At 37.7% G+C, this 25,900-nt stretch carries 24 protein-coding genes and 2 tRNA genes; 22 read left to right on the top strand and 4 right to left on the bottom strand.

Translation table 11 applies throughout. The features are described from left to right. The first annotated feature begins 131 nt into the window (after nt 1-131). The 7 genes from racE to QRE67_RS20995 all read left to right on the top strand — a co-directional run bounded on the left by racE (nt 132) and on the right by QRE67_RS20995 (nt 4,432). Nucleotides 132-932, top strand: coding sequence for a glutamate racemase (gene racE, locus QRE67_RS21025; protein WP_286125347.1), 801 nt, complete (start codon nt 132-134; stop codon nt 930-932). A 176-nt stretch (nt 933-1,108) separates the two neighbouring features. Continuing rightward, on the top strand, nt 1,109-2,146 hold the full coding sequence (locus QRE67_RS21020) for a GerMN domain-containing protein (RefSeq protein WP_286122135.1): 1,038 nt from the start codon (nt 1,109-1,111) through the stop codon (nt 2,144-2,146). A 131-nt stretch (nt 2,147-2,277) separates the two neighbouring features. Then, nucleotides 2,278-3,015 carry a ribonuclease PH gene (gene rph, locus QRE67_RS21015; RefSeq protein WP_286122134.1) on the top strand — a complete coding sequence of 246 codons (738 nt, stop codon included), beginning with the start codon at nt 2,278-2,280 and terminating at the stop codon, nt 3,013-3,015. A 12-nt stretch (nt 3,016-3,027) separates the two neighbouring features. Next, a complete protein-coding gene (locus QRE67_RS21010) occupies nt 3,028-3,639 on the top strand; it encodes an XTP/dITP diphosphatase (RefSeq protein WP_286122133.1) in 612 nt (203 codons plus the stop codon). Between the two features lie 13 nt (nt 3,640-3,652). Continuing rightward, nucleotides 3,653-4,159 carry a metallophosphoesterase gene (locus QRE67_RS21005; RefSeq protein ID WP_286122132.1) on the top strand — a complete coding sequence of 169 codons (507 nt, stop codon included), beginning with the start codon at nt 3,653-3,655 and terminating at the stop codon, nt 4,157-4,159. Between the two features lie 124 nt (nt 4,160-4,283). Next, nucleotides 4,284-4,357: transfer RNA gene (locus QRE67_RS21000), tRNA-Gly, on the top strand. Nucleotide 4,358: 1 nt separating this feature from the next. Continuing rightward, nucleotides 4,359-4,432 (top strand) — tRNA-Arg (locus tag QRE67_RS20995). Between the two features lie 38 nt (nt 4,433-4,470). On the opposite strand, the gene QRE67_RS20990 is transcribed toward QRE67_RS20995, so the two are convergent. Both QRE67_RS20990 and QRE67_RS20985 read right to left on the bottom strand, forming a co-directional pair. Beyond that, complete coding sequence (locus tag QRE67_RS20990) at nt 4,471-4,686, bottom strand: hypothetical protein (protein WP_286122131.1); 216 nt, start codon at nt 4,684-4,686, stop codon at nt 4,471-4,473. Nucleotides 4,687-4,764: 78 nt separating this feature from the next. Then, the gene (locus QRE67_RS20985; RefSeq protein ID WP_286122130.1) at nt 4,765-5,379 is read right to left on the bottom strand and encodes a PH domain-containing protein; all 615 of its coding nucleotides are present in this window, start codon (nt 5,377-5,379) and stop codon (nt 4,765-4,767) included. A 330-nt stretch (nt 5,380-5,709) separates the two neighbouring features. Here QRE67_RS20985 and QRE67_RS20980 point away from each other — a divergent pair, with 330 nt between their 5' ends. The 7 genes from QRE67_RS20980 to ysxC all read left to right on the top strand — a co-directional run bounded on the left by QRE67_RS20980 (nt 5,710) and on the right by ysxC (nt 15,237). Further along, nucleotides 5,710-5,958 carry a hypothetical protein gene (locus QRE67_RS20980; RefSeq protein WP_286125346.1) on the top strand — a complete coding sequence of 83 codons (249 nt, stop codon included), beginning with the start codon at nt 5,710-5,712 and terminating at the stop codon, nt 5,956-5,958. A 196-nt stretch (nt 5,959-6,154) separates the two neighbouring features. Continuing rightward, nucleotides 6,155-7,159, top strand: coding sequence for a hypothetical protein (locus QRE67_RS20975; protein ID WP_286122129.1), 1,005 nt, complete (start codon nt 6,155-6,157; stop codon nt 7,157-7,159). Nucleotides 7,160-7,491: 332 nt separating this feature from the next. Beyond that, nucleotides 7,492-8,775, top strand: coding sequence for a trigger factor (tig, locus tag QRE67_RS20970; RefSeq protein ID WP_286122128.1), 1,284 nt, complete (start codon nt 7,492-7,494; stop codon nt 8,773-8,775). A 263-nt stretch (nt 8,776-9,038) separates the two neighbouring features. After that, a complete protein-coding gene (gene clpX / locus QRE67_RS20965; RefSeq protein ID WP_286122127.1) occupies nt 9,039-10,298 on the top strand; it encodes an ATP-dependent protease ATP-binding subunit ClpX in 1,260 nt (419 codons plus the stop codon). 104 nt (nt 10,299-10,402) lie between these two features. After that, nucleotides 10,403-12,073, top strand: a complete 1,671-nt coding sequence (gene lonB, locus QRE67_RS20960) for an ATP-dependent protease LonB (protein ID WP_286122126.1) — start codon at nt 10,403-10,405, stop codon at nt 12,071-12,073. A gap of 240 nt (nt 12,074-12,313) precedes the next feature. Then, nucleotides 12,314-14,644: an endopeptidase La gene (gene lon, locus QRE67_RS20955; protein ID WP_286122125.1), complete on the top strand. Its 2,331-nt coding sequence runs from the start codon at nt 12,314-12,316 to the stop codon at nt 14,642-14,644. Then, nucleotides 14,641-15,237 carry a ribosome biogenesis GTP-binding protein YsxC gene (gene ysxC, locus QRE67_RS20950; RefSeq protein WP_033672761.1) on the top strand — a complete coding sequence of 199 codons (597 nt, stop codon included), beginning with the start codon at nt 14,641-14,643 and terminating at the stop codon, nt 15,235-15,237. The genes lon and ysxC overlap by 4 nt, the downstream gene beginning before the upstream one ends. A 187-nt stretch (nt 15,238-15,424) precedes the next feature. On the opposite strand, the gene QRE67_RS20945 is transcribed toward ysxC, so the two are convergent. Both QRE67_RS20945 and QRE67_RS20940 read right to left on the bottom strand, forming a co-directional pair. Then, nucleotides 15,425-15,841, bottom strand: a complete 417-nt coding sequence (locus QRE67_RS20945) for an organic hydroperoxide resistance protein (protein WP_286122124.1) — start codon at nt 15,839-15,841, stop codon at nt 15,425-15,427. A 2-nt stretch (nt 15,842-15,843) separates the two neighbouring features. Then, nucleotides 15,844-16,296 carry a MarR family winged helix-turn-helix transcriptional regulator gene (locus tag QRE67_RS20940; protein WP_286122123.1) on the bottom strand — a complete coding sequence of 151 codons (453 nt, stop codon included), beginning with the start codon at nt 16,294-16,296 and terminating at the stop codon, nt 15,844-15,846. A gap of 496 nt (nt 16,297-16,792) precedes the next feature. Between QRE67_RS20940 and hemA the strand changes: the two genes are divergently transcribed. The 8 genes from hemA to spoVID all read left to right on the top strand — a co-directional run bounded on the left by hemA (nt 16,793) and on the right by spoVID (nt 25,677). Beyond that, nucleotides 16,793-18,130: a glutamyl-tRNA reductase gene (gene hemA / locus QRE67_RS20935; protein ID WP_286122122.1), complete on the top strand. Its 1,338-nt coding sequence runs from the start codon at nt 16,793-16,795 to the stop codon at nt 18,128-18,130. Between the two features lie 16 nt (nt 18,131-18,146). After that, entirely contained in the window at nt 18,147-18,980 is an 834-nt protein-coding gene (locus QRE67_RS20930) for a cytochrome C assembly family protein (RefSeq protein ID WP_286122121.1), read from the top strand. A 15-nt stretch (nt 18,981-18,995) separates the two neighbouring features. After that, a complete protein-coding gene (hemC, locus tag QRE67_RS20925; protein WP_286122120.1) occupies nt 18,996-19,925 on the top strand; it encodes a hydroxymethylbilane synthase in 930 nt (309 codons plus the stop codon). Nucleotides 19,926-19,927: 2 nt separating this feature from the next. Beyond that, nucleotides 19,928-20,686, top strand: coding sequence for a uroporphyrinogen-III synthase (gene hemD, locus QRE67_RS20920; protein WP_286122119.1), 759 nt, complete (start codon nt 19,928-19,930; stop codon nt 20,684-20,686). A 30-nt stretch (nt 20,687-20,716) separates the two neighbouring features. Beyond that, nucleotides 20,717-21,706, top strand: a complete 990-nt coding sequence (gene hemB, locus QRE67_RS20915; RefSeq protein WP_286122118.1) for a porphobilinogen synthase — start codon at nt 20,717-20,719, stop codon at nt 21,704-21,706. Then, entirely contained in the window at nt 21,706-22,995 is a 1,290-nt protein-coding gene (hemL, locus tag QRE67_RS20910; protein WP_286122117.1) for a glutamate-1-semialdehyde 2,1-aminomutase, read from the top strand. The genes hemB and hemL overlap by 1 nt, the downstream gene beginning before the upstream one ends. Before the next feature lie 122 nt (nt 22,996-23,117). Continuing rightward, a complete protein-coding gene (locus QRE67_RS20905) occupies nt 23,118-24,500 on the top strand; it encodes an IS1182 family transposase (protein WP_286120780.1) in 1,383 nt (460 codons plus the stop codon). Between the two features lie 169 nt (nt 24,501-24,669). Further along, nucleotides 24,670-25,677 (top strand): stage VI sporulation protein D, encoded by a 1,008-nt coding sequence (gene spoVID, locus QRE67_RS20900; protein WP_286122116.1) that lies wholly within the window; start codon nt 24,670-24,672, stop codon nt 25,675-25,677. The last annotated feature ends 223 nt before the right edge of the window (nt 25,678-25,900 follow it).

Here is a 25,900-nt window from a genome sequence, read left to right as displayed (position 1 = left end):
AATCAAAATGGATTTATATATGCAGGTACATATGTGAAAAATCTATTAAAATAGGTGCTTTAACCTAATAGGATTAAAGTATGTAAGATATAATGATGTCCAAAATAAGATTATGAATGAGAAAATAGGTGATTGTTTTGAATAGAGCGATAGGTGTCATTGATTCGGGAGTAGGAGGATTAACAGTAGCGAAAGAGTTAATTCGTCAGCTGCCAAAAGAGCGAATTATATATTTAGGAGATACAGCACGTTGTCCGTATGGTCCACGTTCTCGCGAGGAAGTGCGTCAATTTACATGGGAGATAACGGAGCATTTATTGGCACTTGATATTAAGATGTTAGTGATTGCTTGTAATACTGCAACAGCAGTTGTACTGGAAGAGATGCAAAAGAAATTGCCGATTCCAGTAGTGGGCGTTATTCACCCAGGTTCACGTACTGCTTTAAAAGTGACGAATACGTATCATGTTGGCATTATTGGGACAATTGGGACGGTAAAAAGTGGTGCATATGAAGATGCGCTAAAGTCAATTAATAATCGTGTCATGGTTGAAAGTTTAGCATGCCCTCCGTTTGTTGAGCTTGTAGAAAGTGGAAACTTTGAGAGTGAAATGGCGTATGAAGTCGTGAGAGAAACGCTGCAACCGCTAAAAACAACTGAAATCGATACACTTATTTTAGGGTGCACACATTATCCAATTTTAGGTCCAGTTATTAAGCGAGTGATGGGGGATAAAGTGCAATTAATTAGTTCTGGTGATGAAACAGCTCGTGAAGTGAGCACGATTTTATACCATAGTAAAATGTTAAATGAAGGCGAAGAACAAAGTGATCATCTTTTCTTAACAACGGGAAAAATAGAATTGTTTAAAGAAATTGCTTCTAAATGGTTCGGACAACCAATTGAGAATGTAAAGCATATTAGTTTGTGATATTTTCTAGCATTCATCAATGATAATAAATAAGAGCTACTACATGCGATTGTGTGTAGTAGTTTTTTATTATGTTTTAATAAATTTGTTGTAAGAGAAGTTGGCATTGCTTGTTCTAAAACTGTAAAAAGCTCGTATACATATACTACAAACTTAGAGTTTAGGGGGGAAATGGTATGCCTAAATCCACTTTGAAATGGCTTGTTTGTGTTACAGTAAGCGCAGCTTTATTAACAGGATGCGGTTTGTTTAATAAGGAAAAGGAAACGGAACAAATTGATCCACCGAAAAAGGTCACATATACAGACGGTGAGAAGAAAGAAACTGCGAAGCAAGGGCAAACAAAGAAACAAGATTTATATCTCGTTGATAAAAATGGTTATGTTGTGCCGCAGACGGTAGAATTACCTGTTCCGAAAGGGAATGCTGTTGTGAAACAAACATTGGAATATCTTGTGAAGGATGGTCCGGTGACAAATATGTTGCCAAATGGTTTCAGGGCTGTTATTCCAGCGGATACTAACATGACAGTAGATTTGAAAAAAGATGGTACAGCGGTTGTTGATTTTTCAAAGGAAATTAAAAATTATAAAAAAGAAGAAGAGCGTCAAATTGTTGAATCGGTAACGTGGACACTAACGCAGTTTAAAGATATTAAGCAAGTCAAGTTTCAAATGAACGGTAAAAATTTAGAGACAATGCCTGTAAATGGTACGCCAATTGGTGAAGGGGTTAGCCGTGCGGATGGCATTAACTTCGATGATGAGCAAGTGGCAGATGTTACAAATACAAAGCCAGTAATACTATATTTCTTAGCGCAAAGTAATAAGCAAATGTACTATGTACCAGTAACACGACGTGTGGCAGAAGGGACAGAAAATGAAGTGGCAACAGTTGTCAAAGAGCTTCTGAACGGGCCATCTAAATCATCGTTAGCAAATGATTTTAATGCTGATGTGAAACTAGTAAGTGAGCCGAAATTACAAGATGGAAAGGTCACATTGAACTTTAATGAAAATATATACGCAAATAAAGAAAAAAATATGATTTCAAATTATGTGTTACAATCCCTCGTTCTATCTTTAACGGAAAAACAAGGTGTAAAAAATGTCTCTGTTGAAGTGAATGGGAAAGCGAATCTTGTTACAGAGAAGGGGCAGAAACTAACAAAACCGGTTGCTCGTCCACAAAACGTGAATACAGGTAGTTTTTAATCGTAAATAATTTGATATACTTATGTAAGAGAGGGGAATTGCTTTTTGAGTTCCTCTTCTTCTATTGTTATACATAACATAAATTTAAAATGGGCTATACTAACAAGTAGCAGTTACGAGGAGGTTATTTTATGCGAGTAGATGGTAGACAAGCAGGAGAACTACGCCATGTACATCTTCATACGAATTATTTAAAACATCCGGAAGGTTCTGTACTCATTGAAGTTGGTGATACAAAAGTGATTTGTTCAGCAACGATTGAAGACCGTGTGCCGCCATTTATGAGAGGCGAAGGAAAAGGTTGGGTAACGGCGGAATATGCGATGATTCCACGTGCGACAGAACAGCGTACGATTCGTGAGTCCAGTAAAGGGAAAGTGACAGGACGTACAATGGAGATTCAACGTTTAATTGGACGAGCATTGCGTGCTGTTGTTGACTTAGAAGCACTTGGCGAAAGAACGGTTTGGATTGATTGTGATGTCATTCAAGCAGATGGTGGAACGCGAACGGCTTCGATTACAGGTGCTTATGTTGCAATGGTATTAGCGTTTGAAAAGTTATTAGCAGCAGGAAAAGTATCTAAAATTCCAGTAAAAGACTATTTGGCCGCAACATCGGTTGGAATCGTTGAAGAACAAGGTGTTGTATTAGATTTAAACTATGCGGAAGATTCCAAAGCTGATGTTGATATGAACGTCATTATGACGGGAAAAGGACAGTTTGTTGAAGTACAAGGAACTGGAGAAGAAGCAACATTTAGCCGAACTGAATTAAATGAATTGTTAGATGCAGCAGAGCAAGGTATTTTACAGCTTGTTGAAATTCAAAAGGAAGCATTAGGTGACATCGTAACTCATATAGAGTAGAGGTGAAGAAATATGAAACAAGTCGTTGTAGCAACGAAAAATATTGGGAAAGTACGTGAATTTGCCGAGCTATTTGAGAGATTTGATCTAGAAGTAAAATCTCTTCATGATTTTCCTCATATTGAGGAAGCCGAGGAAACTGGTGAAACATTTGAAGAAAATGCAATTTTAAAAGCGGATAGTTTATGTAAGCAATTAAATGCAATTGTTATTGCTGATGATTCTGGTCTCATTATAGATGCTTTAAATGGGAATCCAGGTGTGCGTTCTGCACGTTACGCTGGTGAACCAAAAGATGATCAAGCGAATATACAAAAAGTATTAACAGAATTAGAAGGCGTTTTGATGGAGAAACGTACAGCTCGTTTTTATTGCGCCTTAGCGGTTGCTTTTCCAGAAGACAATAAAGAACCTGTCATTGTAAACGGAACATGTGAGGGTAAGATCTTAGAACAGGCTCGTGGTGAAAATGGCTTTGGTTACGATCCGATTTTTTATGTAGAAGAATACAAACGTACGATGGCTGAGTTATCTTCTGATGAAAAAAATGAAATTAGTCATCGTGGCCGTGCCCTTCGTAAGTTAGAAGAAAAAATCCCGGTATGGTTTTTAGGAGAAGAATAAGGGAGAGAGACCGATGAGAGCGTTAATTGTAAGCGATAGTCACGGTTCTACGAAAGAGTTACAGCAATTAAAAGAAACGTATGCGGGAAATGTAGATGTCATGATTCATTGCGGCGACTCAGAGTTGAAACCAGAGCATCCAAGTTTGCAAGAATTTGAAGTTGTAAAAGGAAATTGTGATTTTTACAATGGATTTGAAGATGAAATCATCACTGATGTAAATGAATTACGGTTCTTGCTTACACATGGACATCGATACAATATTAAAATGACACTGCAAACATTGTTATATCGAGCAAAAGAAGCGAAAGCGAATATTGTATGTTTTGGGCATTCTCATATATTAGGAGCTGAAATTATTGATGATATTTTGTTCATCAATCCTGGAAGTGTTTTGCTCCCACGCTCACGAAACGAAAAAACATTTGCCTTGTTAGAAGTGAATGCAAAGGAAATTGAAATTCGCTTTGAGACATTAGAAGGAAAAGTTGTAGCACAAAAAACTTTTCAAAGAGGATAAAGAATTTTATCCTCTTTGAAAAAAAGTTTGAAAAAGTGTTTGAAAAAGTGTTGACTTCATTCGGATGTCCGAATATAATAAGAAATGTCGATAAGACGTGATTACGAAATACAAACAAAATTATGCGGGTGTAGTTTAGTGGTAAAACAAGAGCCTTCCAAGCTCTGGTCGAGAGTTCGATTCTCTTCACCCGCTCCATGTCCCAGTAGCTCAGCAGGATAGAGCAACGGCCTTCTAAGCCGTCGGTCGGGAGTTCGAATCTCTCCTGGGACGCTAAAAAAAATCTTGTTATCTTTTGATAACAAGGTTTTTTATTTGTTTACAGGTTTTATCTGTTTTGATGCAATCCAATAAATTGGTAGTGCTAATACGAACGGCAGGATAGATTGAGAAGCGTATTGTAAAGTACCGCTAGAAAAATAGCTCGTACTTCGGAACGTAAGCCAATCGATATGAAAACTATAACCAAACGCATAGAATGTTATTATTGCAAGTAGATAAAAGGACAAAGGAATGATGAGTTTCATTTCATTAGCCTCTATAAATTCATAGAAAAAGGTAAAGAACTGTAAGGAAGATTCTTTACCTTTTTCTTTTATTTTGGATTAATTGTTAATAAATTTCTCGAACACAAATCCGAAATCTTTTACATCGTATTGCTTTTTCGTATCAACAAGCCAATTAAAAGCAGTTTGATTGATTTCTTTAAATTGTTCAGCTAAATTGAGCTGAGCATTTGTAATGCGGCTGAATGTAGAAGAAGCCATGTCTAAACTTTTATGTGCATACTGCAATGTAATTTTGTTTTCTTGTGAAATTTCCTCGATTTTTAGAAGGGCTTTATATAGGTCTTTTAACTCTTCGATGTGCTTTTTATGAACATCGATTGAATAATATTCATCGCCCATATGAAATTTTATTTCGACATCTAAATCAATCGTTCCAGCGGTTTCTAACGCCACATTTTTAATTGTATATCTGCTATAACTATAGCGGCGAAGGGTGCGTTTTTTACTTGCTGCGCTCGTTCCATCTAAGTGAATTAAACCTTTGTTTGTAAAGCAATATTCATCCGATTTTGATTTAATGAGAAAATAAATTTTTTCCCCGTCTTCATGCATCACATAATCATCAGCATCAACTTTATCATAATCATTTGGTGTAATAACGGAACCTACATCGCTTAATCCAAGAACATCAGCAGCTACTTTTTTAAACATATAGATCATCCCCTCTATTTTTGAATTCTGAATTGCTAAACATATTTTAACATGTTTAAAAATCATATTTAATAATAATTTTGAAATCTTACAATTCTGTAAGGTAGATGTAAGAAAGTTCGATGGTAACAAATGGTCAATTCTTTATAATTGAGGGGAACAAAGATGAAACGGGGAGGAAGAAAAGATGAAAGGATTAGTGGTAACAGCTTTAACAGTAGCTTTTGGAGTTGTTGCATATGAAAAATTAACGGATGTAATTGATGTTGTAAAACAGTTAGTCGCATAAATAGGATTTGTAATGTGGGAGAAAGGGCATGGTTAAATGGGATGGAATGGTTATTCGGAATTATCGGGTTCTGTAGTGTCATACTAGTATTATTTGTTCCAACTGGTATATTAAGTTCAACCACAAGTTTATTCTTTATGAGTTTACTTGTCTGCATTATGCTTATTATTATGTTTCTTATGAAGCAAAGTAAGCCGATCCTCTTTTTTAGCATGATTGTTGTTACAATTATTATTCTCCAAATTATTACCCTTTTTGTATATCCTGCAATTATAAGCGCTTTTCATTGATGGAAAAGATCCTCTGCATCACTTGCTGAGGATCTTTTGTATAAATAGAAGTTTGTTGTGTGATAATACTCTTTTTCATCATATAAATTAAATATTTCTATATTTCAAACAGATATATTCTGAATGTTGTTTTCTCTGCGTTCATTTGTTATATTTACTTTGAGTATGTTTAAAATCTAGAAAAAGAGGCGAACGTATGGATAAAAAAGAAAATACGGTCGTATTGTTTCCACAGTTGTCAAAGCGTTATATTGACGAAGGATTTATTGCGCTGCGGGAGCGGAAGTTTGAAGAAGCATTACGATGCTTTGACATATTGAGTCAGTATAATGCCGGAACGGAGCAAACAGAACTAGCTTCAGTTATTTGTTTATTAGAATTAAAGCGAATGGAAGAATCGAAAGAGCGATGTGAGAAATTGCTTGACACCGGAACAACTTTATTCGGAGACATTCTTGAAACATACGTGACAATTTTAGTACAAACAAATGATTATGAAGGTGTGATTGAAACTGTTGAGGCTGTTTTGCAAACAAAGGAAATAACAGTAGAAAAAAGAGAAAAATTAGCTCAGCTTGCTCTGTTTGCAGAAAATATGCTAAATGATGAGGGTTCTATACAAATAGAACAGGATTCTTTGTTTGATCAAGAAGAATTTTTACAAGCATTGCATTCTGAAAGTTTTGGACAGCAATTGCGAGCGATTAATAATCTTTCACCGAGGCATTTAAAGAAAGCGTTGCCTGTTTTACGTGAATTTCTATTGGATGAAACAAAACATCCATATTTGAAAACTTCTATTATATACATATTAGTGGAAAATAAAGTAGAAGAAGAGATAGAAGTGGAAAAATTCGGGGATAGAATAACGGTTATTCCAATTCATTTACATCGTAATGAGGAATATACTAATCAGGTTTTACATACATTATCTGCTAGAATTGAAAGTGAAAATCCAACAATGTTTGAAACAATCGTTACATATTGGAGAGAAATGCAGACAAGTATTTTTCCGTTTCCATTATTGACTGATAAAGTAGAAGTGTGGGCGGCTGTTTTAGAGAGAATTGGAAGAAAGCGCCTCGGTATGATGATTGATGAAGAGGAACTTATGACGGAGTATAACATCACCATTGAAGAATTTCATATTGCCTATCAATGGTTTTTACGTATTGAGAGAGAAGGGTATTTACCCGTATAATTATGAAAAAGAATGGTTCAGTTATTGAAACGAGAATATTCTATGTTATAATGTAAGGGTTGCAAAAGGCTGAATTCTGTCTTTTTGTAAGAGAAGAGAAGCGTAATTCTCTTACTTAATATGTTTCATATTATTCTCGAACAAAATATACCGTATTTGTCTTATAGACAAATAGTAGATTGAGAATTGTTTATCTAAAGGCTTTTGCTAAAGGATAACAAAGCTGAATAAATCAGCTTTTCAATGCGTTTATTGTTTCTAAAAAGAAACAATAAAGACCTCAATCTTTAGAGGTATGTGCATACATTATTATAGTTGGAGGGAAAGAATAAATGGCTGCAAAATGGGAAAAATTAGAAGGTAACGTAGGCGTTTTAACAATCGAAGTTGATGCTAAAGAAGTAAACAACTCTATCGACGCTGCGTTCAAAAAAGTTGTAAAAACAATTAACGTACCAGGTTTCCGTAAAGGGAAAATGCCTCGTCCGTTATTCGAACAACGCTTTGGTGTTGAATCTTTATACCAAGATGCTTTAGACATCATCTTACCAAAAGCATATGGAGAAGCAATCGATGAAGCTGGTATCTTCCCAGTTGCTCATCCTGAAATCGACATCGAGAAGTTCGAAAAAGGTGAAAACTTAATCTTCACTGCAAAAGTTACTGTAAAACCTGAAGTAAAATTAGGTGAGTACAAAGGCTTAGCAGTAGAAAAAGTTGAAACAACTGTAACTGACGAAGATGTAGAAAACGAATTAAAATCTTTACAAGAGCGTCAAGCTGAGCTTGTTGTTAAAGAAGAAGGCACTGCTGAAAACGGTGATACAGCTGTAATCGACTTCGAAGGTTTCGTTGATGGCGAAGCATTTGAAGGCGGAAAAGGCGAAAACTACTCTTTAGAAATCGGTTCTAACACATTCATCCCAGGTTTTGAAGAGCAATTAATTGGTCTAAAAGCTGGCGAAGAAAAAGAAGTTGAAGTATCATTCCCAGAAGAGTATCATGCAGCTGAACTTGCTGGTAAACCAGCAGCATTTAAAGTAACAGTTCATGAAATTAAATCAAAAGAACTTCCTGCTTTAGATGACGAGTTCGCTAAAGATGCAGACGAAGAAGTAGCAACTCTTGATGAGTTAAAAGCAAAAATTCGTACAAACTTAGAAGAAGGCAAAAAGCATGAAGCTGAACATAAAGTTCGCGACGAAGTGGTAGAAAAAGCTGCTGCTAATGCAGAAATTGAAATTCCAGAAGCTATGATCGACACTGAGTTAGATCGTATGGTTCGTGAATTTGAACAACGTTTAAGCCAACAAGGCATGAACTTAGAGCTTTACTACCAATTCACTGGTACTGACGCTGACAAATTAAAAGAACAAATGAAAGAAGATGCACAAAAACGTGTAACAATCAATCTTGTTCTTGAAGCAATCATTGAAGCTGAGAAAATCGAAGTTACAGAAGCAGAAGTAACTGAAGAGGCTGAAAAAATGGCTGCAATGTACAATATGCCAGTTGATGCTATCATCCAAGCTCTTGGAAGCTTAGAAGGTTTATCTGAAGACCTTAAAGTTCGCAAAGCTGTAGATTTCTTAGTAGATAACAGCAAAGCTGCATAATAAAATAACAAGGCACGATTTTGATCGTGCCTTGTTTTATAAATATAAATATATTTATAAAAATTTTCGATGAAGAAGGAAAAGATCCTTCAAAAGTCGAATATACATATTTCAAAAGTTTTAAAAAAGTTTTTATTTGTACATAACTAGTCATATTATTTGTATTTCTTGCTGCGTAGTGACATAATATGTATCTACATACGATACATGTATCGTGTACATACGAGGGCAGGATGTTAGCACTTTGTAAGGGGTGTGAAAATATGTTTAAATTTAATGATGAAAAAGGGCAATTAAAATGTTCTTTCTGCGGTAAAACGCAAACGCAAGTTCGAAAGCTTGTTGCTGGTCCAGGTGTCTACATTTGTGATGAGTGTATAGAGCTTTGTACAGAAATTGTACAAGAGGAGCTTGCAAAGGATGAAGAAGTAGAATTCAAAGATGTACCAAAACCGGTAGAAATTCGTGAAATCTTAGATGAATATGTAATCGGACAAGATCAAGCGAAAAAAGCATTAGCGGTGGCGGTATATAATCATTACAAACGCATCAATTCTAATAGCAAAATTGATGATGTAGAATTGGCGAAAAGTAATATCGCACTTATCGGGCCAACAGGTAGTGGTAAAACACTATTGGCACAAACATTAGCGCGTATTTTAAATGTTCCATTTGCAATTGCGGACGCAACATCTTTAACAGAAGCTGGATACGTAGGTGAAGATGTAGAAAACATCTTACTAAAACTGATTCAAGCTGCTGATTACGATGTAGAAAAAGCTGAAAAGGGAATCATTTATATTGACGAAATTGACAAAGTAGCACGTAAGTCAGAAAATCCGTCAATTACGCGTGATGTATCTGGTGAAGGTGTGCAACAGGCACTTCTGAAAATCTTAGAAGGTACAGTAGCAAGCGTTCCACCTCAAGGTGGTCGTAAGCATCCACACCAAGAGTTTATTCAAATTGATACAACAAACATTTTATTCATTTGCGGTGGTGCGTTTGATGGCATTGAGCCAATTATTAAACGTCGCCTTGGTGAAAAAGTAATTGGTTTTGGCGCAGAGAAGAAAATTGCTGATGTAAATGAAAAGCATGTGTTATCTCATGTATTGCCAGAAGACCTTTTAAGATTTGGTTTAATTCCAGAATTTATTGGTCGTATTCCAGTTATTGCAAACTTAGAACCGCTTGATGAAGGTGCACTTGTTGACATTTTGACAAAACCGAAAAATGCACTTGTGAAGCAATTCCAAAAATTATTGGAGCTTGACGATGTAGAGTTGGAATTTGAAGAAGGTGCACTGATTGAAATTGCAAAAAAAGCAATTGAACGTAAAACAGGAGCACGTGGGCTTCGCTCCATTATTGAAGGCTTAATGCTAGAGGTAATGTTCGAACTCCCATCTCGTCAAGATATTGAGAAGTGTATTCTTTCAAAAGAAACAGTAACAGACAACGAGGCACCGAAATTAGTGCTTCAGGATGGTACTGTACTTGATACAAAAACATCTGCATAATGTAGAAGGAAACAGCAATTTTTATAATTGCTGTTTCTTATTATGTTTAGCTCTATTCCTCCCAGGGGATACTGATAGGTAAAACACAGCGGGAGGAAATGAAGATGAGCTGGACAAATATATTTTTACTCGTTCAACTTGTTTTTGGCGTAATTGTCGGATTATATTTTTGGCATTTGCTCCGAAACCAGCGAACACAAAAAGTTTCAATTGATAGAGAATCAAAAAAAGAATTAGAACAACTTCGTAAAATGCGTGAAATTTCTTTGACAGAACCGCTTGCTGAAAAGGTGCGTCCTACAGCTTTTTCAGATATTGTCGGGCAAGAGGATGGGATTAGGTCGTTAAAGGCTGCGCTTTGTGGACCAAATCCACAGCATGTCATTATATATGGTCCTCCTGGAGTAGGAAAAACAGCGGCGGCACGACTCGTGTTAGAAGAGGCAAAGAAAAATCTAAAGTCCCCATTTCGTATAAACGCAACATTTATTGAACTTGATGCAACAACCGCTCGTTTCGATGAGCGTGGCATTGCTGATCCACTAATCGGTTCGGTTCATGATCCAATTTATCAAGGTGCAGGTGCAATGGGCCAAGCAGGGATCCCACAGCCAAAAAAAGGTGCGGTGACAGATGCACATGGCGGCATTTTGTTTATTGACGAAATCGGTGAATTGCATCCAATTCAAATGAACAAAATGTTAAAAGTATTAGAAGATCGCAAAGTGTTTTTGGAGAGTGCCTACTACAGTGAAGAAAATTCAATGATTCCGACTTACATACATGATATTTTTCAAAAAGGTTTACCGGCAGATTTTCGCCTTGTTGGAGCAACAACTCGTTCTCCAGATGAAATTCCTCCTGCCATTCGCTCGCGTTGCTTAGAAGTTTTCTTCCGTGAACTTGATACAGAAGAAATTCAAGAAGTAGCTAAAAACGCAGCAGAAAAAGTGGAGATGAAACTTGGAGAACAAGGTATTGAAATGATTGGGATGTATGCCCGTAATGGAAGGGAAGCCATTAATCTTGTACAAATTTCTGCAGGAATGGCAATTAATGAAGAGCGCTCTTTTATTAAAGATGAAGATATTGAATGGGTGCTTCATTCTAGTCAACTCACTCCAAAATACGAAAAACGGATTTATCCGATTCCAAAGATTGGTCTTGTAAATGGCCTTGCGGTATATGGTCCTAATACAGGAACTCTACTAGAAATCGAAGTAACAGCTATTCCAGCTAGGGATGAAGGTACCGTAAATGTTACCGGTATTGTGGAAGAAGAGAGCATTGGTAGTCAAACGAAATCGATTCGTCGTAAAAGTATGGCGAAAGGCTCTGTTGATAATGTTGTGACAGTACTTCGTTCCCTGGACTTGTTACCGGAAGGATACGATATACATATTAATTTCCCAGGTGGTGTTCCAATTGATGGACCATCTGCCGGAATTGCGATTGCGACTGGTGTGTACTCTGCCATTCATCGTATGTATGTAAATAATGAAGTAGCGATGACGGGTGAAATAAGCATTCATGGTGAAGTAAAACCAGTTGGTGGCGTATATGCGAAAGTGAAAGCGGCGAAAAGAGCTGGAGCGAAGAAGGTCCTCATCCCTGCTGAAAATATGCAGCCGTTTTTATATACGATTAAAGATATCGAAATTATTCCTGTTCGAAAGGTCAAGGAAGTATTTGCACTCACATTTGTACAAGAAAAATTGCATCATGAAGGAGAGGTACGTTTTTCTGTTGATGAAGGTGATGCACAATCAATGTAAAGTGAAGGTTCATACGGGCAGTTTACCTAATAGGGACACTAAACCTGCTGTCCGTTAGAGCGAGGGAATATTTGCTAGACTTCGTTTAAGTTTGTATGCTTAAGCGAAGTCCCTTTTTCTTTTGTGGGTAAAGAAAAAAATGGAAGTTTTTTAGCTGTAGAAATCTCTGCAATTGCATCAAGGGGTATTGTAATATAAAATAGTTGAACAGAGAGTTTAATTTATTATGGAGGTGCTACTATGTCTAGTATAAATACGAATGAAAGAATTGTGCCCCTCCTACCATTAAGAGGCGTTCTCGTATATCCAACGATGGTTCTGCATCTTGATGTAGGGCGTGATAAATCGATACAAGCACTAGAGCAGGCAGCAATGGATGAAAATATTATCTTTTTAGCAATGCAAAAAGAAATGAATATCGATGATCCGAAAGAAGACGACATATATAGTGTGGGTACGGTAGCAAAAGTAAAGCAGATGTTGAAATTGCCAAACGGAACGCTGCGTGTCCTTGTAGAAGGTTTACATAGAGCAGAAGTAGTTGAGTTTCTTGAAGAAGAAAACATGGTACATGTGTCCATTCGTACAGTTACAGAAGAAGAAGAAGGCGACTTAGAAGAAAAGGCCCTTATGCGCACATTGCTTGAACACTTCGAGCAATATATTAAGGTTTCTAAAAAGGTGTCTAATGAAACGTTTGCAACAGTAGCGGATGTAGAGGAACCAGGGCGTTTGGCTGATTTAGTTTCTTCTCATTTACCAATTAAGACGAAACAAAAGCAGGAAGTTTTAGAAATTGTATCAGTGAAAGAAAGATTACGTACACTTATTTCAATTATCCAAGATGAGCAAGAACTGCTTAGTTTAGAAAAGAAAATCGGGCAAAAAGTAAAACGTTCGATGGAACGTACGCAAAAAGAATACTTCTTGCGCGAGCAAATGAAGGCGATTCAAACAGAGCTTGGAGACAAAGAAGGTAAAGGTGGCGAAGTCGAAGAACTTCGTGGCAAGATCGAAGAAGCAGGAATGCCAGAAGAAACGAAGCAAGCAGTTTTAAAGGAATTAGATCGTTATGAGAAGTTGCCAGTAAGTTCTGCAGAGAGTGGTGTTATTCGCAATTATATTGATTGGTTATTAGTTCTCCCGTGGACAGAGGCAACAGAAGATATGATCGATCTTGCTCGTTCTGAAACGATTTTAAATAGAGACCATTACGGACTTGAGAAAGTAAAAGAACGTGTGCTAGAATATTTAGCTGTGCAAAAACTAACGAATTCCTTAAAAGGACCAATTCTTTGTTTAGTTGGCCCTCCTGGTGTGGGGAAAACATCGTTAGCCCGTTCTATTGCAACATCGTTAAACCGTAATTTTGTCCGTGTCTCACTTGGTGGTGTTCGTGATGAATCTGAAATTCGTGGTCACCGTCGTACATATGTTGGGGCAATGCCAGGTCGTATCATTCAAGGGATGAAAAAAGCAAAAACAATCAATCCAGTCTTTTTATTAGATGAAATTGATAAAATGTCTAATGATTTCCGTGGTGATCCATCTTCTGCATTGTTAGAGGTGTTAGATCCAGAGCAAAATCATAACTTTAGCGATCACTACATCGAAGAGCCATATGATTTATCGAAAGTGATGTTTGTGGCAACTGCAAATACGCTTGCGAGCATTCCAGGACCGCTTCTTGATCGTATGGAAGTGATTTCGATTGCTGGCTATACAGAGATTGAAAAAGTGCATATTGCTCGTGAACATTTACTTCCGAAACAATTGAAAGAGCATGGTTTACGAAAAGGTAATCTACAAGTACGCGATGAAGCGCTCTTAGAAATTATTCGTTACTATACACGCGAAGCGGGTGTTCGTACGTTAGAGCGTCAACTTGCAAAGATTTGTCGTAAAGCAGCAAAAATCATTGTATCAGAAGAGCGTAAACGTATTATTGTAACAGAAAAAAATATTACCGAGCTACTTGGTAAACATATATTCCGTTATGGACAAGCTGAAACGAAAGATCAAGTTGGAATGGCAACTGGTTTAGCATATACAGCGGCTGGTGGTGATACACTTGCAATTGAAGTGTCTGTATCGCCAGGAAAAGGGAAATTAATTTTAACAGGAAAACTTGGAGATGTTATGAAAGAATCCGCACAAGCTGCATTTAGCTATATTCGCTCTCGTGCAGAAGAGCTTCATATCGAGCCAGATTTCCATGAAAAACATGATATTCATATTCATGTTCCAGAAGGAGCAGTTCCAAAAGATGGTCCATCAGCTGGTATTACGATTGCAACGGCACTTATTTCGGCCCTGACAGGCATTCCTGTAAGCAAAGAAGTTGGTATGACGGGTGAAATTACGCTTCGTGGCCGTGTATTACCAATTGGCGGTTTAAAAGAAAAAACATTAAGTGCTCACCGCGCGGGCTTAACGAAAATTATCTTGCCGGCAGAAAATGAAAAAGATTTAGATGATATTCCAGAAAGCGTAAAAGAAAATCTTACGTTTGTGCTTGTGTCTCATTTAGATGAAGTATTGGAGCACGCATTAGTAGGAGTGAAAAAATGAAAGTAACAAAAGCAGATATTGTAATTAGTGCTGTAAAACCAGAACAATATCCAGATGTGGACTTACCAGAAATTGCATTAGCTGGTCGTTCTAATGTTGGAAAGTCTTCCTTTATTAATAAAATTTTAAATCGCAAAAAGTTAGTTCGTATTTCTTCAAAACCAGGAAAAACGCAAACATTAAACTTTTTCCTAATTAATGAAATGATGCATTTTGTCGACGTGCCAGGCTATGGATATGCGAAAGTATCGAAAACAGAGCGAGCGGCATGGGGAAGAATGATTGAAACATATTTTACAACGCGTGAGCAGTTGGATGCGGCTGTATTAGTGGTTGACTTACGTCATCAGCCAACAAAAGACGATGTAATGATGTACGATTTCTTAAAGCATTATGAAATTCCAACTATCATTATTGCAACAAAAGCTGATAAAATTCCAAAAGGGAAATGGCAAAAGCATTTGAAGGTTGTGAAGGAAACGCTTGATATTGAACAGGGTGATGAAGTTGTACTATTTTCATCAGAAACAGGACTTGGGAAAGATGAAGCGTGGAAAGCAATTCATAAGTTTACAAAAACAAAAAACGCGTGACGATGATTCGTCACGCGTTTTTTTTGTCTTAAAGTACGTGTTCAAAAAGGAGGATAAAGAGAGCCGAGTAGTTCGAGGTACGGAAGCCAGGAGGATACGGAGTGTAGATTGAACTACATGAGTATCGAAGTGGCGACGTAACGAAGAAATAGGGCAGCGATCTTTACCGGACTTTTTGAACATCTTCTTAAAGTACGTTTAATGTAACCTCAATATTCCCTCTTGTTGCTTTTGAATACGGGCATACGCCGTGTGCTGCTTCTACTAGTTGCTGTGCCTCCTCATGAGGAACGCCCCCTACACGTACATCAAGCACAGCAGATAAGCTAAAACCACCATCAGTATCTTTACCGATTGAAACATGAGCTTTCACTTCTGTGCCTTCTACTTTTACACGTTTTGTACGAATAACAAGTTGCAGGGCGCTATCGAAGCAAGCTGCATAACCAGCTGCAAATAATTGTTCTGGGTTTGTTGCTTCTCCGCCCATACCGCCTAATGCTTTTGGCATTTTTACATCAAGGTTTAGTATGCCATCTTCTGAAACTACTTTTCCGTTTCTACCACCTGTTGCAGTTACTGTTGCTGTATATAATTTTTCCATGTTTATTCCCCTTTTCTATCATTGATTGTTTTCATTGTTTCAATTAATTTATTTAATTGAATTAATAAGGATTGATACTCTTGTTCCGTAATTCCTAAATTTGTAGCCATTGTTTTCGGCAATGAACATGCTTTGTCTTTTAACGCGTGTCCTTGTTCAGTTAGTTCAATGCATACTTTTCGTTCATCTTCTGTCGAACGAACGCGTTTCACTAACTGCAATGCTTCCATACGCTTTAGCATGGGCGTTAATGTACCGGAGTCTAAAAATAGACGTTCGCCGATTTCTTTTACGGTTAATCTGTCTTGCTCCCATAAGACTAGTAAAGTAATGTACTGCGGATACGTAATATTCATTTTTTCTAAGTAAGGGCGATAAAAACGCGTTACTTCTCTCGAACAAGCATAAATAGAAAAGCAAAGTTGATTATCAAGATGTAAAGGATTATCTTTCATGAGCACCTCTCCTTTTAAATTGTGCACAATTTAATTTTGTAAAATCAATATACCGAAAAAGAAATAGAATGTCAAATACATTGCAACGAACTGTCAGTGAGAAATTTGATTTCCAATCTTTTTCATCCTTAGGAATTTGAGGTGGGGACAATGATTGCTTGTATGAAATAAAAACAGTTGTTACATTTTGGAACAAACATACATATTTTTCTTCATTATGAACGAAGATAGAAAAAGATAATCTTTCTATTCTTATGGAATAGTTTCCATCACTTGATTCTGACAAATTTTTTTGGTAACGTACAAATAGAGTTCTTATTTTATAATGATTATAAAGTGAACCTTCCATTGGTGAATAAATTCTTATTTTTTCATTAATGATTGTTGAATCAATAAAAAATTTGTATGGTGTTCACACGATTGTCAGATTTATAACAGGAAAGTTGTATTATGATAGTAGATAAGGTGAAAAAAACGGTGAAGGAGGACATGCTGCGTGCATATTCTTGTTGTTGGTGTAAATTATCGAACAGCCCCTGTAGAATTTCGTGAGAAGCTAACGTTTCAGGCAGCAGAGTTAGAGCGGGCAATGACAACCTTACAAAACCAAAAGAGCGTGTTAGAAAATGTCATTGTATCAACGTGCAATCGAACGGAAATCTATGCTGTTGTCGATCAATTACACACGGGACGATATTACATTAAGAAATTTTTAGCTGACTGGTTTCAGCTTGAGATAGAAGAGATTTCTCCGTACTTGTCTATTTTTGAACAAGACGGTGCCACTGAACATTTATTCCGTGTAACATGTGGACTAGATTCAATGGTGGTTGGTGAAACACAAATTTTAGGACAAATTCGTAATAGTTTCTTGCAATCACAGGATGTAAAAGCCACAGGCACAATCTTTAACGAATTGTTTAAACAAGTGATCACGTTAGCGAAGCGTGCTCATTCAGAGACAACAATTGGTGAAAATGCGATGTCTGTTAGCTATGCAGCTGTTGAACTTGCAAAGAAAATTTTTGGTGATTTAACAGATTGTCATGTTTTAATTCTAGGTGCTGGTAAAATGGGTGAACTTGCACTGCAAAACTTATATGGAAGTGGCGCTCGCAAAGTGACGGTCATGAACCGTACTTTTACGAAAGCTGAAGTGATGGCTGAGAAGTATATGGGTCATGCAAAACCATTAAGTGAGTTGCAATGTGCGCTCTTGGAAGCGGATATTTTAATTAGTTCAACAGGAGCTACCGATTATGTCATTACGAAAGAAATGATGGCACGAGTGGAACGCATGCGCTGTGGTCGCCCACTATTTATGGTTGACATTGCAGTCCCACGTGATATTGATCCGGCGATTGATGAACTAGAAGGTACCTTCTTATATGATATTGATGATTTACAAGGTGTAGTAGAAGCTAATCGTGCGGAACGCTTGAAAGAGGCAGAGAAGATTCAGCTTATGATTGAAGAGGAAATCGTCATATTTAAAGCGTGGTTAAATACATTAGGCGTTGTGCCGTTAATTTCAGCCCTTCGTGATAAAGCGTTAGCAATTCAAAGTGATACGATGCAAAGTCTTGAACGGAAAATTCCAACACTTAGTGATCGTGAGAGAAAAGTGATTAGCAAGCATACGAAAAGTATTATTAACCAAATGCTGAAAGAACCAATTCTAGTAGCAAAAGAGTTGGCAGCAGAAGAGGAAGCTACGGAAAAGCTTGCTTTGTTTGCAAAAATTTTTGATTTAGAGGTACAAGAAGAAGTCGTGGAACATATAGAAGAGTCGGGACAAAAACGAGCATGGACAGCATCCGTTCCATCTTTATAATCGGAAGGATGATCGGATGAGTTTTTTAAATAATAGTATTATTTATCATATAGCAATTATTTTATATGCTTGTAGCATTAGTTTATATTTCATAGATTATTTCCAAAGTAACCGAAAGGCGAACCGAATTGCCTTTTGGTTACTTTCTATTGTATGGATATTACACTCCGTTTTCATGTTACTTCGAGCGACAGAACCAGAAACGCATCCGATTTTAACTTTATTGTCGGGAATTTATTTTTATGTGTGGTTATTGATTACAATGTCATTAGTAATCAATCGAGTTATGCGCATTGACTTTTTAGTATTTTTTACAAATGTCGTTGCTTTTGGCGTAAGCGCTTTTTCTATTTTTACTCCGCTTGGAAAAATGTCGCCAGTGTTAGCTCATCAATTAGTGTCAGAACTCGTATATGTGCATGTAGGTATGGCGATTATTTCTTATGCGACATTTACAGTGTCGTTTATTTTTTCCATTATGTACTTGCTGCAATATCGCTTATTAAAACAAAAAAAGTGGAATGCAAGATTGAGACGGCTTGGAAACTTACCAAAGCTTGAGTCGATGTCATACGGTTTGAATTTATTTTCCGTTCCTTTTTTCTTGTTAGCTATTTTACTTGGCTGTATATGGGGATATACAAAATTAGATAATTTTCATTGGTATGACACGAAAGTAATCGGGTCTTTTGTTGTTTTGTTTGTATATTGTGCAGGTCTATATTTACGTGGATCAGACACATTGCAAGGTAAGAAGATTATCAGCTGGAACATTGGGGCATTTCTCGTTATGTTAATTAATATTTTTCTATTAAGCAGTTTGTCCAATTTTCATTTTTGGTATTTATAATGAGGAGAGAAAATTATGCGCAAAATTATTGTAGGTTCAAGAAAGAGTAAGCTAGCATTAACGCAAACAAATTGGTTTATTGATCAGTTAAAAGCGCTTGGTTTACCATATGAATTTGAAGTGAAAGAAATCGTTACAAAAGGCGATGTGATTCTAGATGTGACACTTTCAAAAGTAGGCGGAAAAGGTTTGTTTGTAAAAGAAATTGAGCATGCGCTAATTACAAAAGAAATCGATATGGCCGTACATAGTATGAAGGATATGCCAGCTGTACTTCCAGAAGGATTGACAATTGGATGTATACCAAAGCGTGTAGACCCACGTGATGCGTTTATTTCAAAAAACGGGGAATCGTTCGAAGAGTTAGCAGAAGGTGCAGTAATTGGAACGAGCAGTTTAAGGCGTAGTGCACAATTATTAGCTGCAAGACCTGACTTACAAGTAAAATGGATTCGCGGTAATATTGATACGAGATTACGTAAATTAAAAGAAGAAGATTATGATGCAATCATTTTAGCGACAGCTGGATTAACGAGAATGGGCTGGGCAGATGATGTGATTACAGAGCACTTAAATGAGAAACTATGCGTACCAGCTGTAGGGCAAGGAGCTTTGGCAATTGAATGCCGTGAAGATGATGAAGAGTTATTGCAATTACTAACACATATGAATGACAGTGTAACAGAACGAACTGTTGCAGCTGAGCGAGTATTTCTTCATAAGCTTGAAGGTGGATGCCAAGTACCAATTGCCGGATATGCAACACTTCAGAATAATAATGAAATTGAGTTAACAGCTCTTGTTGGTTCTATGGATGGTTCTGTCTTGTTAAAAGAAACAGTAGCAGGCGTTGATTCAGAGCAAGTTGGATTAGAAGCGGCGGATCGTTTAATTAAGCAAGGTGCAAAAGAACTCATTCTCGCTGCAAACAAGGAGCAGCATTAAATATGAACGCTCTTGCTGGCAAAATAGTACTGATTACACGTGCCCAGCATCAAGCAAGACAAATGAGTGCAGCAGTGAAGGAAGAGGGCGGAATTCCATTGGAGATTCCGCTTTTGCATATGGAAGGCGTATCTCAGCAAAGATTTCAAGATGTTTCTCAGCAATTGTACTTGTATGACTGGGTTATTTTTACGAGTAAAAATGGTGTGAGCTTTTTTTTAGATGGTTTATGTAAGCGGATGCCATCTGCTGTGCGCGTTGCTGCAGTAGGTGTGAAAACGAAACAGGAATTAGAAAAACGAGGCTATCAGGTTCATTTTGTTCCAACAGTGTTTGTTGCTGAATCTTTTGCAGAAGAATTTGTAAGAGAATTAAATGGGACAGAACGCATTTTATTTCCAAAAGGGAATTTAGCTAGAGATGTTATTCCGAATAAGCTCCGGGAGTTTGGAGTGCTTTTAGAAGAGTTTGTCGTATATGAAACTAAAACAAGTGATGGGAAGCAGCAAGATCTCATCGCAGCTCTAGAATTAGGTAAGGTAGATATCGTTACATTTACGAGCCCTTCTACCGTTGCAAGCTTTGTGAAATTACTTGAGGGTACAAACTGGAGAGAATGGATAAAAAAATGTACAATTGCTTGTATAGGGCCGATAACAGAGCAAGAGGCAAGGCGTTATTTTACATCTGTCATCGTTCCGGAAAAATACACTGTGGAATCGTTAATACAATGCATTTCCAACCCGAATTTAAATGTATAATCTAAATAAAAAGAATGGGGATAGAAATCTATGAGTTCTTTACAATTTAATCGTCATCGTCGTTTAAGACAAAGCGGAAGTATGCGTGCGCTTGTACGTGAAACATTTTTACATACAGAAGATTTTATTTACCCTATTTTTGTACTAGAAGGCGAGAATGTTCGTAACGAAGTTCCTTCTATGCCAGATGTATATCAAATTTCTTTAGATCTTCTGCAAGCTGAAATGCAAGAAGTTGTAGATTTAGGTATTCGTTCTGTTATCGTTTTTGGTCTACCTGCGGAAAAAGATGAAGTTGGATCTTCAGCATATTGTGAGCACGGCATTGTACAACGTGCGATTAAGCAAATTAAAGAGCAATTCCCAGAGTTAGTAGTAGTTGCGGATACATGTTTATGTCAATATACAAGCCATGGACATTGCGGCGTTATTGAAGACGGAATCATTTTAAATGATGAATCGTTAGAGGTCCTTGCAAAAACAGCAGTAAGCCAAGCGAAAGCAGGAGCAGATATTATTGCTCCATCTAACATGATGGACGGCTTTGTAGCAGCAATTCGCCATGCATTAGATGAAAATGGCTTTGCGCACGTACCAGTTATGTCATATGCAGTGAAATACTCATCAGCATTTTACGGTCCATTCCGCGACGCAGCTCATGGTGCTCCACAGTTTGGGGATCGTAAAACGTACCAAATGGATCCAGCAAACCGCATGGAAGCATTCCGCGAAGCTGAATCAGATGTAATGGAAGGAGCAGACTTCTTAATTGTAAAACCAGCTCTTTCTTATTTAGATATTATTCGTGATGTGAAAAATAATTTCAATTTACCGATTGTTGCTTATAATGTGAGTGGAGAATATTCTATGATTAAAGCAGCGGCGCAAAATAGTTGGATTAACGAAAAAGAGATCGTACTTGAGAAATTATTAAGCATGAAACGTGCAGGAGCAGATTTAATCATTACGTATCATGCGAAAGATGCAGCGAGATGGTTACAAGAGGGAGGCGCAAAATAATGAAAAAGTTCGATAAATCGATTGAAGCATTTGAAACGGCGCAAGATTTAATGCCAGGTGGTGTAAATAGTCCGGTTCGTGCTTTTAAGTCTGTCGGTATGAATCCGCTGTTTATGGAGCGCGGAAAAGGCTCTAAAGTGTACGATATCGATGGGAATGAATACATCGATTACGTATTATCATGGGGACCATTAATTCATGGACATGCAAATGAGCGTGTTGTGGAATCATTAAAAGCTGTTGCTGAAAAAGGAACAAGCTTTGGTGCGCCAACAGAAATTGAAAATAAATTAGCGCAGCTTGTAATCGAGCGTGTGCCGTCCATTGAAATTGTACGTATGGTGAACTCTGGAACGGAAGCGACAATGAGTGCACTCCGTTTAGCACGTGGTTATACAGGCCGTAATAAAATTTTAAAATTTGAAGGCTGTTACCATGGTCATGGTGATTCTTTATTAATTAAAGCAGGCTCAGGTGTTGCGACACTGGGTTTACCAGATAGTCCTGGTGTACCAGAAGGTGTAGCGAAAAATACGATTACCGTGGCGTATAACGATTTAGAAAGCGTAAAATATGCTTTTGAGCAATTCGGCGATGATATCGCTTGTATCATTGTAGAACCAGTAGCAGGAAATATGGGGGTTGTTCCACCGCTTCCTGGATTTTTAGAAGGGCTTCGTGAAGTGACAGAACAAAACGGTGCGTTGCTTATTTTTGATGAAGTAATGACAGGATTCCGCGTTGCTTATAATTGTGGACAAGGGTATTACGGTGTAACACCTGACTTAACATGTTTAGGAAAAGTAATTGGTGGTGGTTTGCCGGTAGGGGCATACGGTGGTAAGGCGGAAATTATGCGCCAAGTTGCACCGAGCGGACCAATTTATCAAGCTGGCACATTGTCTGGTAATCCACTTGCAATGACAGCGGGTTATGAAACGCTTGTGCAATTAACTCCAGATTGCTATCAAGAGTTTGAACGTAAAGCGGAAATGTTAGAAAACGGATTACGTAAAGCGGCTGAAAAGCACGGCATTCCACATCACATTAACCGTGCGGGTTCTATGATTGGTATTTTCTTTACAAATGAAACAGTCATTAATTACGAGACAGCAAAATCTTCAAACTTAGAATTCTTTGCGGCATATTATCGTGAAATGGTAGAACAAGGCGTATTTTTACCACCTTCTCAATTTGAAGGTTTGTTCTTATCGACGGCACATAGTGATGCTGATATCGAAGCAACGAGTGCGGCAGCAGAAATTGCGATGTCAAAATTAAAGGCGTAACAGAATCGCTCTCCACAGGAGAGCGATTTTTCATACTGTTGAAAAACAATCTAGTCAATAGACAAAACCTGAAAATTTCGATAAAATCTCCTCGTGAATGAAATGAAGCGAGGAGATTTTTTATGTACGTTACATATTCCATGAAAGAAATTGAAGAAAATCGAAAGTACTATGAAATGATGTATGATGCTTCGCATCATTTAGTAAAGATGGATCAAGTGATGGATTGGGATTTTGTGACAAGGCGATTGGAAGTGTTCTATCCACATCGTATCGGTCGACCAACGAAAGATCCGATTATGTTAGTGAAAATCTTATTAATTCAGTATTTGGAAGGCTTTCGCTCGGTTCGTTTTACATGTAATCAAGTAAAACAGAATGCGACGTATCGTTGGTTTTTAGGGATTTCCTCGAATGAGAAGATTCCAGATCACTCAACAATCTCTAAGTTTCTCTCGCAACGTCTACGAAATGCGACGTTTTGGGAGGAGCTTTTTCAGCATTGCCTTCGTGTGATTCAACAAGAAGGGTTTATCGCAAACGAAACATGGGTGGCGGATGAAACAGAATTAAAAGCGAATGCGAATAAGCGTGTACGCGAAATCTTGGCGGAAGAAAAAGTAATAGAAGAAAAAGATGAGGATTTAGTGATGATTAACGATCACCGTGTGCGTCATGGGAAGAAACCTTTACAAGCGAAAGGCTCAAAAATAGAAGAAAAACAGACAAACATTAGCCCTGTAGATTCTGACGCTCGCTTGTCCGTCAAACACGATCAACGCGGACGCTTTGCCTATTTTGAGCACCGTATCGTGGATTCGCTTCATAACTTTATCATCGCCACAGATGTCACCGCCGCGAATGTGCCTGGGCATCGTAAATTGATCGGACAAGTTGAACGGTTAAATCAATTATTGGGGAAGTATGCGAAAGAAATCGCCCTTGATTCAGGCTACTACAACGCTTCCCTCGCGCGAAGGTTGTTTCAACGTGGCTTCTTCGTCTACATGTCTTATCGTCGATTTACAACGAAGGATCATCCAAAGTGCCGTCGTTATCAATTTAAACAAGTAAACGAGGATCTCTACGCCTGTCCTTGCGGTGTACCGTTTTATTATAAAACAACGAATCGTCAAGGTTATCATGAATTCAGACCACCTAAAGGAAGTTGTCAATCCTGTCCATTTGCGAAAAAAGAAAACCAAGATCGTGTGTTGCGAATTTCTATCCATCAAGAAATTTACGATCAGTTAAGAGAACAGCGCTTATCAATAAGAGGAAAAATTCTCCGTTCCGTTCGTCCGTCTACGGTTGAACTGAGTTTCGCACATAGTAAAGAACTCCACGGTTTGCGCTATGCACGATACCGTGGAGTTCAAAAGGTTAAAGTACAAGTTTTGATGACCGCCATCATACAAAACTTAAAAAAGTGGACCAAACTACGCTCGCTTAAGCAAGTTGGTTTACACCTAACACATCAAATTATAGAAGAAACCATTCTATAAAACAAATAGAAATCAAGAAAATGCCAAAAAAATTCGGCATTTTCTTAACATAATCTTTTTTCAACAACGTGAGAATCGCTCTCCACAGGAGAGCGATTTTTTTATTCATAAAGTCGCTCCTCTGCACATAAACCTGTAATGACATATAGTTTGAGAGGGGGAAATAGAGGTGGCAGCAGATCAGCATACTTCATTGCGGTTTTCATTAAAAGAATCGGTTTGGTTCCAAAAGGGACAGGAAGTCGAAGAACTTTTGTCAATTTCGTTAGATCCAGACGTTGAGATAGAAGAGCTTGATTATGAAGTAATTGTAAGAGGGCAGTTGGATTTAACGGGGGAATATGTTGCAAGAGAAGATGATTCTGCGTTTTCGTTAAGAGATTTATCTCCGGCCAAATCAATCGATTATGTAGAAACACGAGAAGATGGTGTGAACGAGCTCGTACATTCTTTTCCGTTAGAAATTTCGATCCCGCGAAATCGAGTGAAACAAATTGAGGAATTGTATGTTTCCATTGAGGAATTTGATTATGAATTAAAGGAAAATGGTTGTTTACAACTATTAGCGGATATATCAATCTCTGGTTTATGCGATGAAGAGAGACTGCAGGATGAAGTACAAGAGGAAGAAATCGAGCATGTGGAAGTTGAGAGAGACCAGGAAATAACAGCAGTGGATGAGGTCGAAGTACCAGTGCCAGTGGAGGCTGAAGAAGTTACGGTTCATACAGAATCAGATGGATGGGAAGATTATGCATTTGAGCCGTTTCAACTAGAGGAACGTAAAGAACAAGAGTTAGAAGAGGAAGAGGAAGAAGAGCACGAGATTGAAGAGCGGGAAGAACAAAAAGAAACTACACCTCAATTTGAATTGTTTGGGCGGAAGGATTCCAAGAAAGGGAAAGCAGAGCAATTGAAGGAAGAACAGGAAGAACCCGCATACTCACAGCGAGATGAAAATGCGCTATATTTAACAAAATTGTTTACGAAAGAGCCAGAGGAAGAGTTTACAAAATTACGTATGTATTTCGTGCAAGAAGGAGATACAATTGAATCCGTTGCAGAGCGTTATGAGACTACTGTTCAGCATCTGCACCGCGTGAATCAAACAGACGATATTTATTTAACGGCAGGACAAATTATATATATACCTGTATCAAAAGTGAAGACAAAGTGAGTGAAGAAAGTTCTTCTTCACCTCTTTTCTTTTTATCCCGCTATTCGCGGGCAGTAATACCCCCACCTCAAAGTTCAGCAAAAAGCAAAGAAGTTAGGTGGGGGATAAACGGCCCGTAAAAACCCGATTCGTGAGGGCTAATGATCAGTGGGGGATGAAGAAAACCCCCACTGATCAAAGTTTCACTTTATCAAACTTAAGCAAATAGAATCTTTATATGAGT

This window comes from Bacillus sp. DX3.1 (assembly GCF_030292155.1).
Taxonomy (GTDB): Bacteria; Bacillota; Bacilli; order Bacillales; family Bacillaceae_G; genus Bacillus_A.
This window is presented reverse-complemented; position numbering and strand designations above follow the sequence as displayed.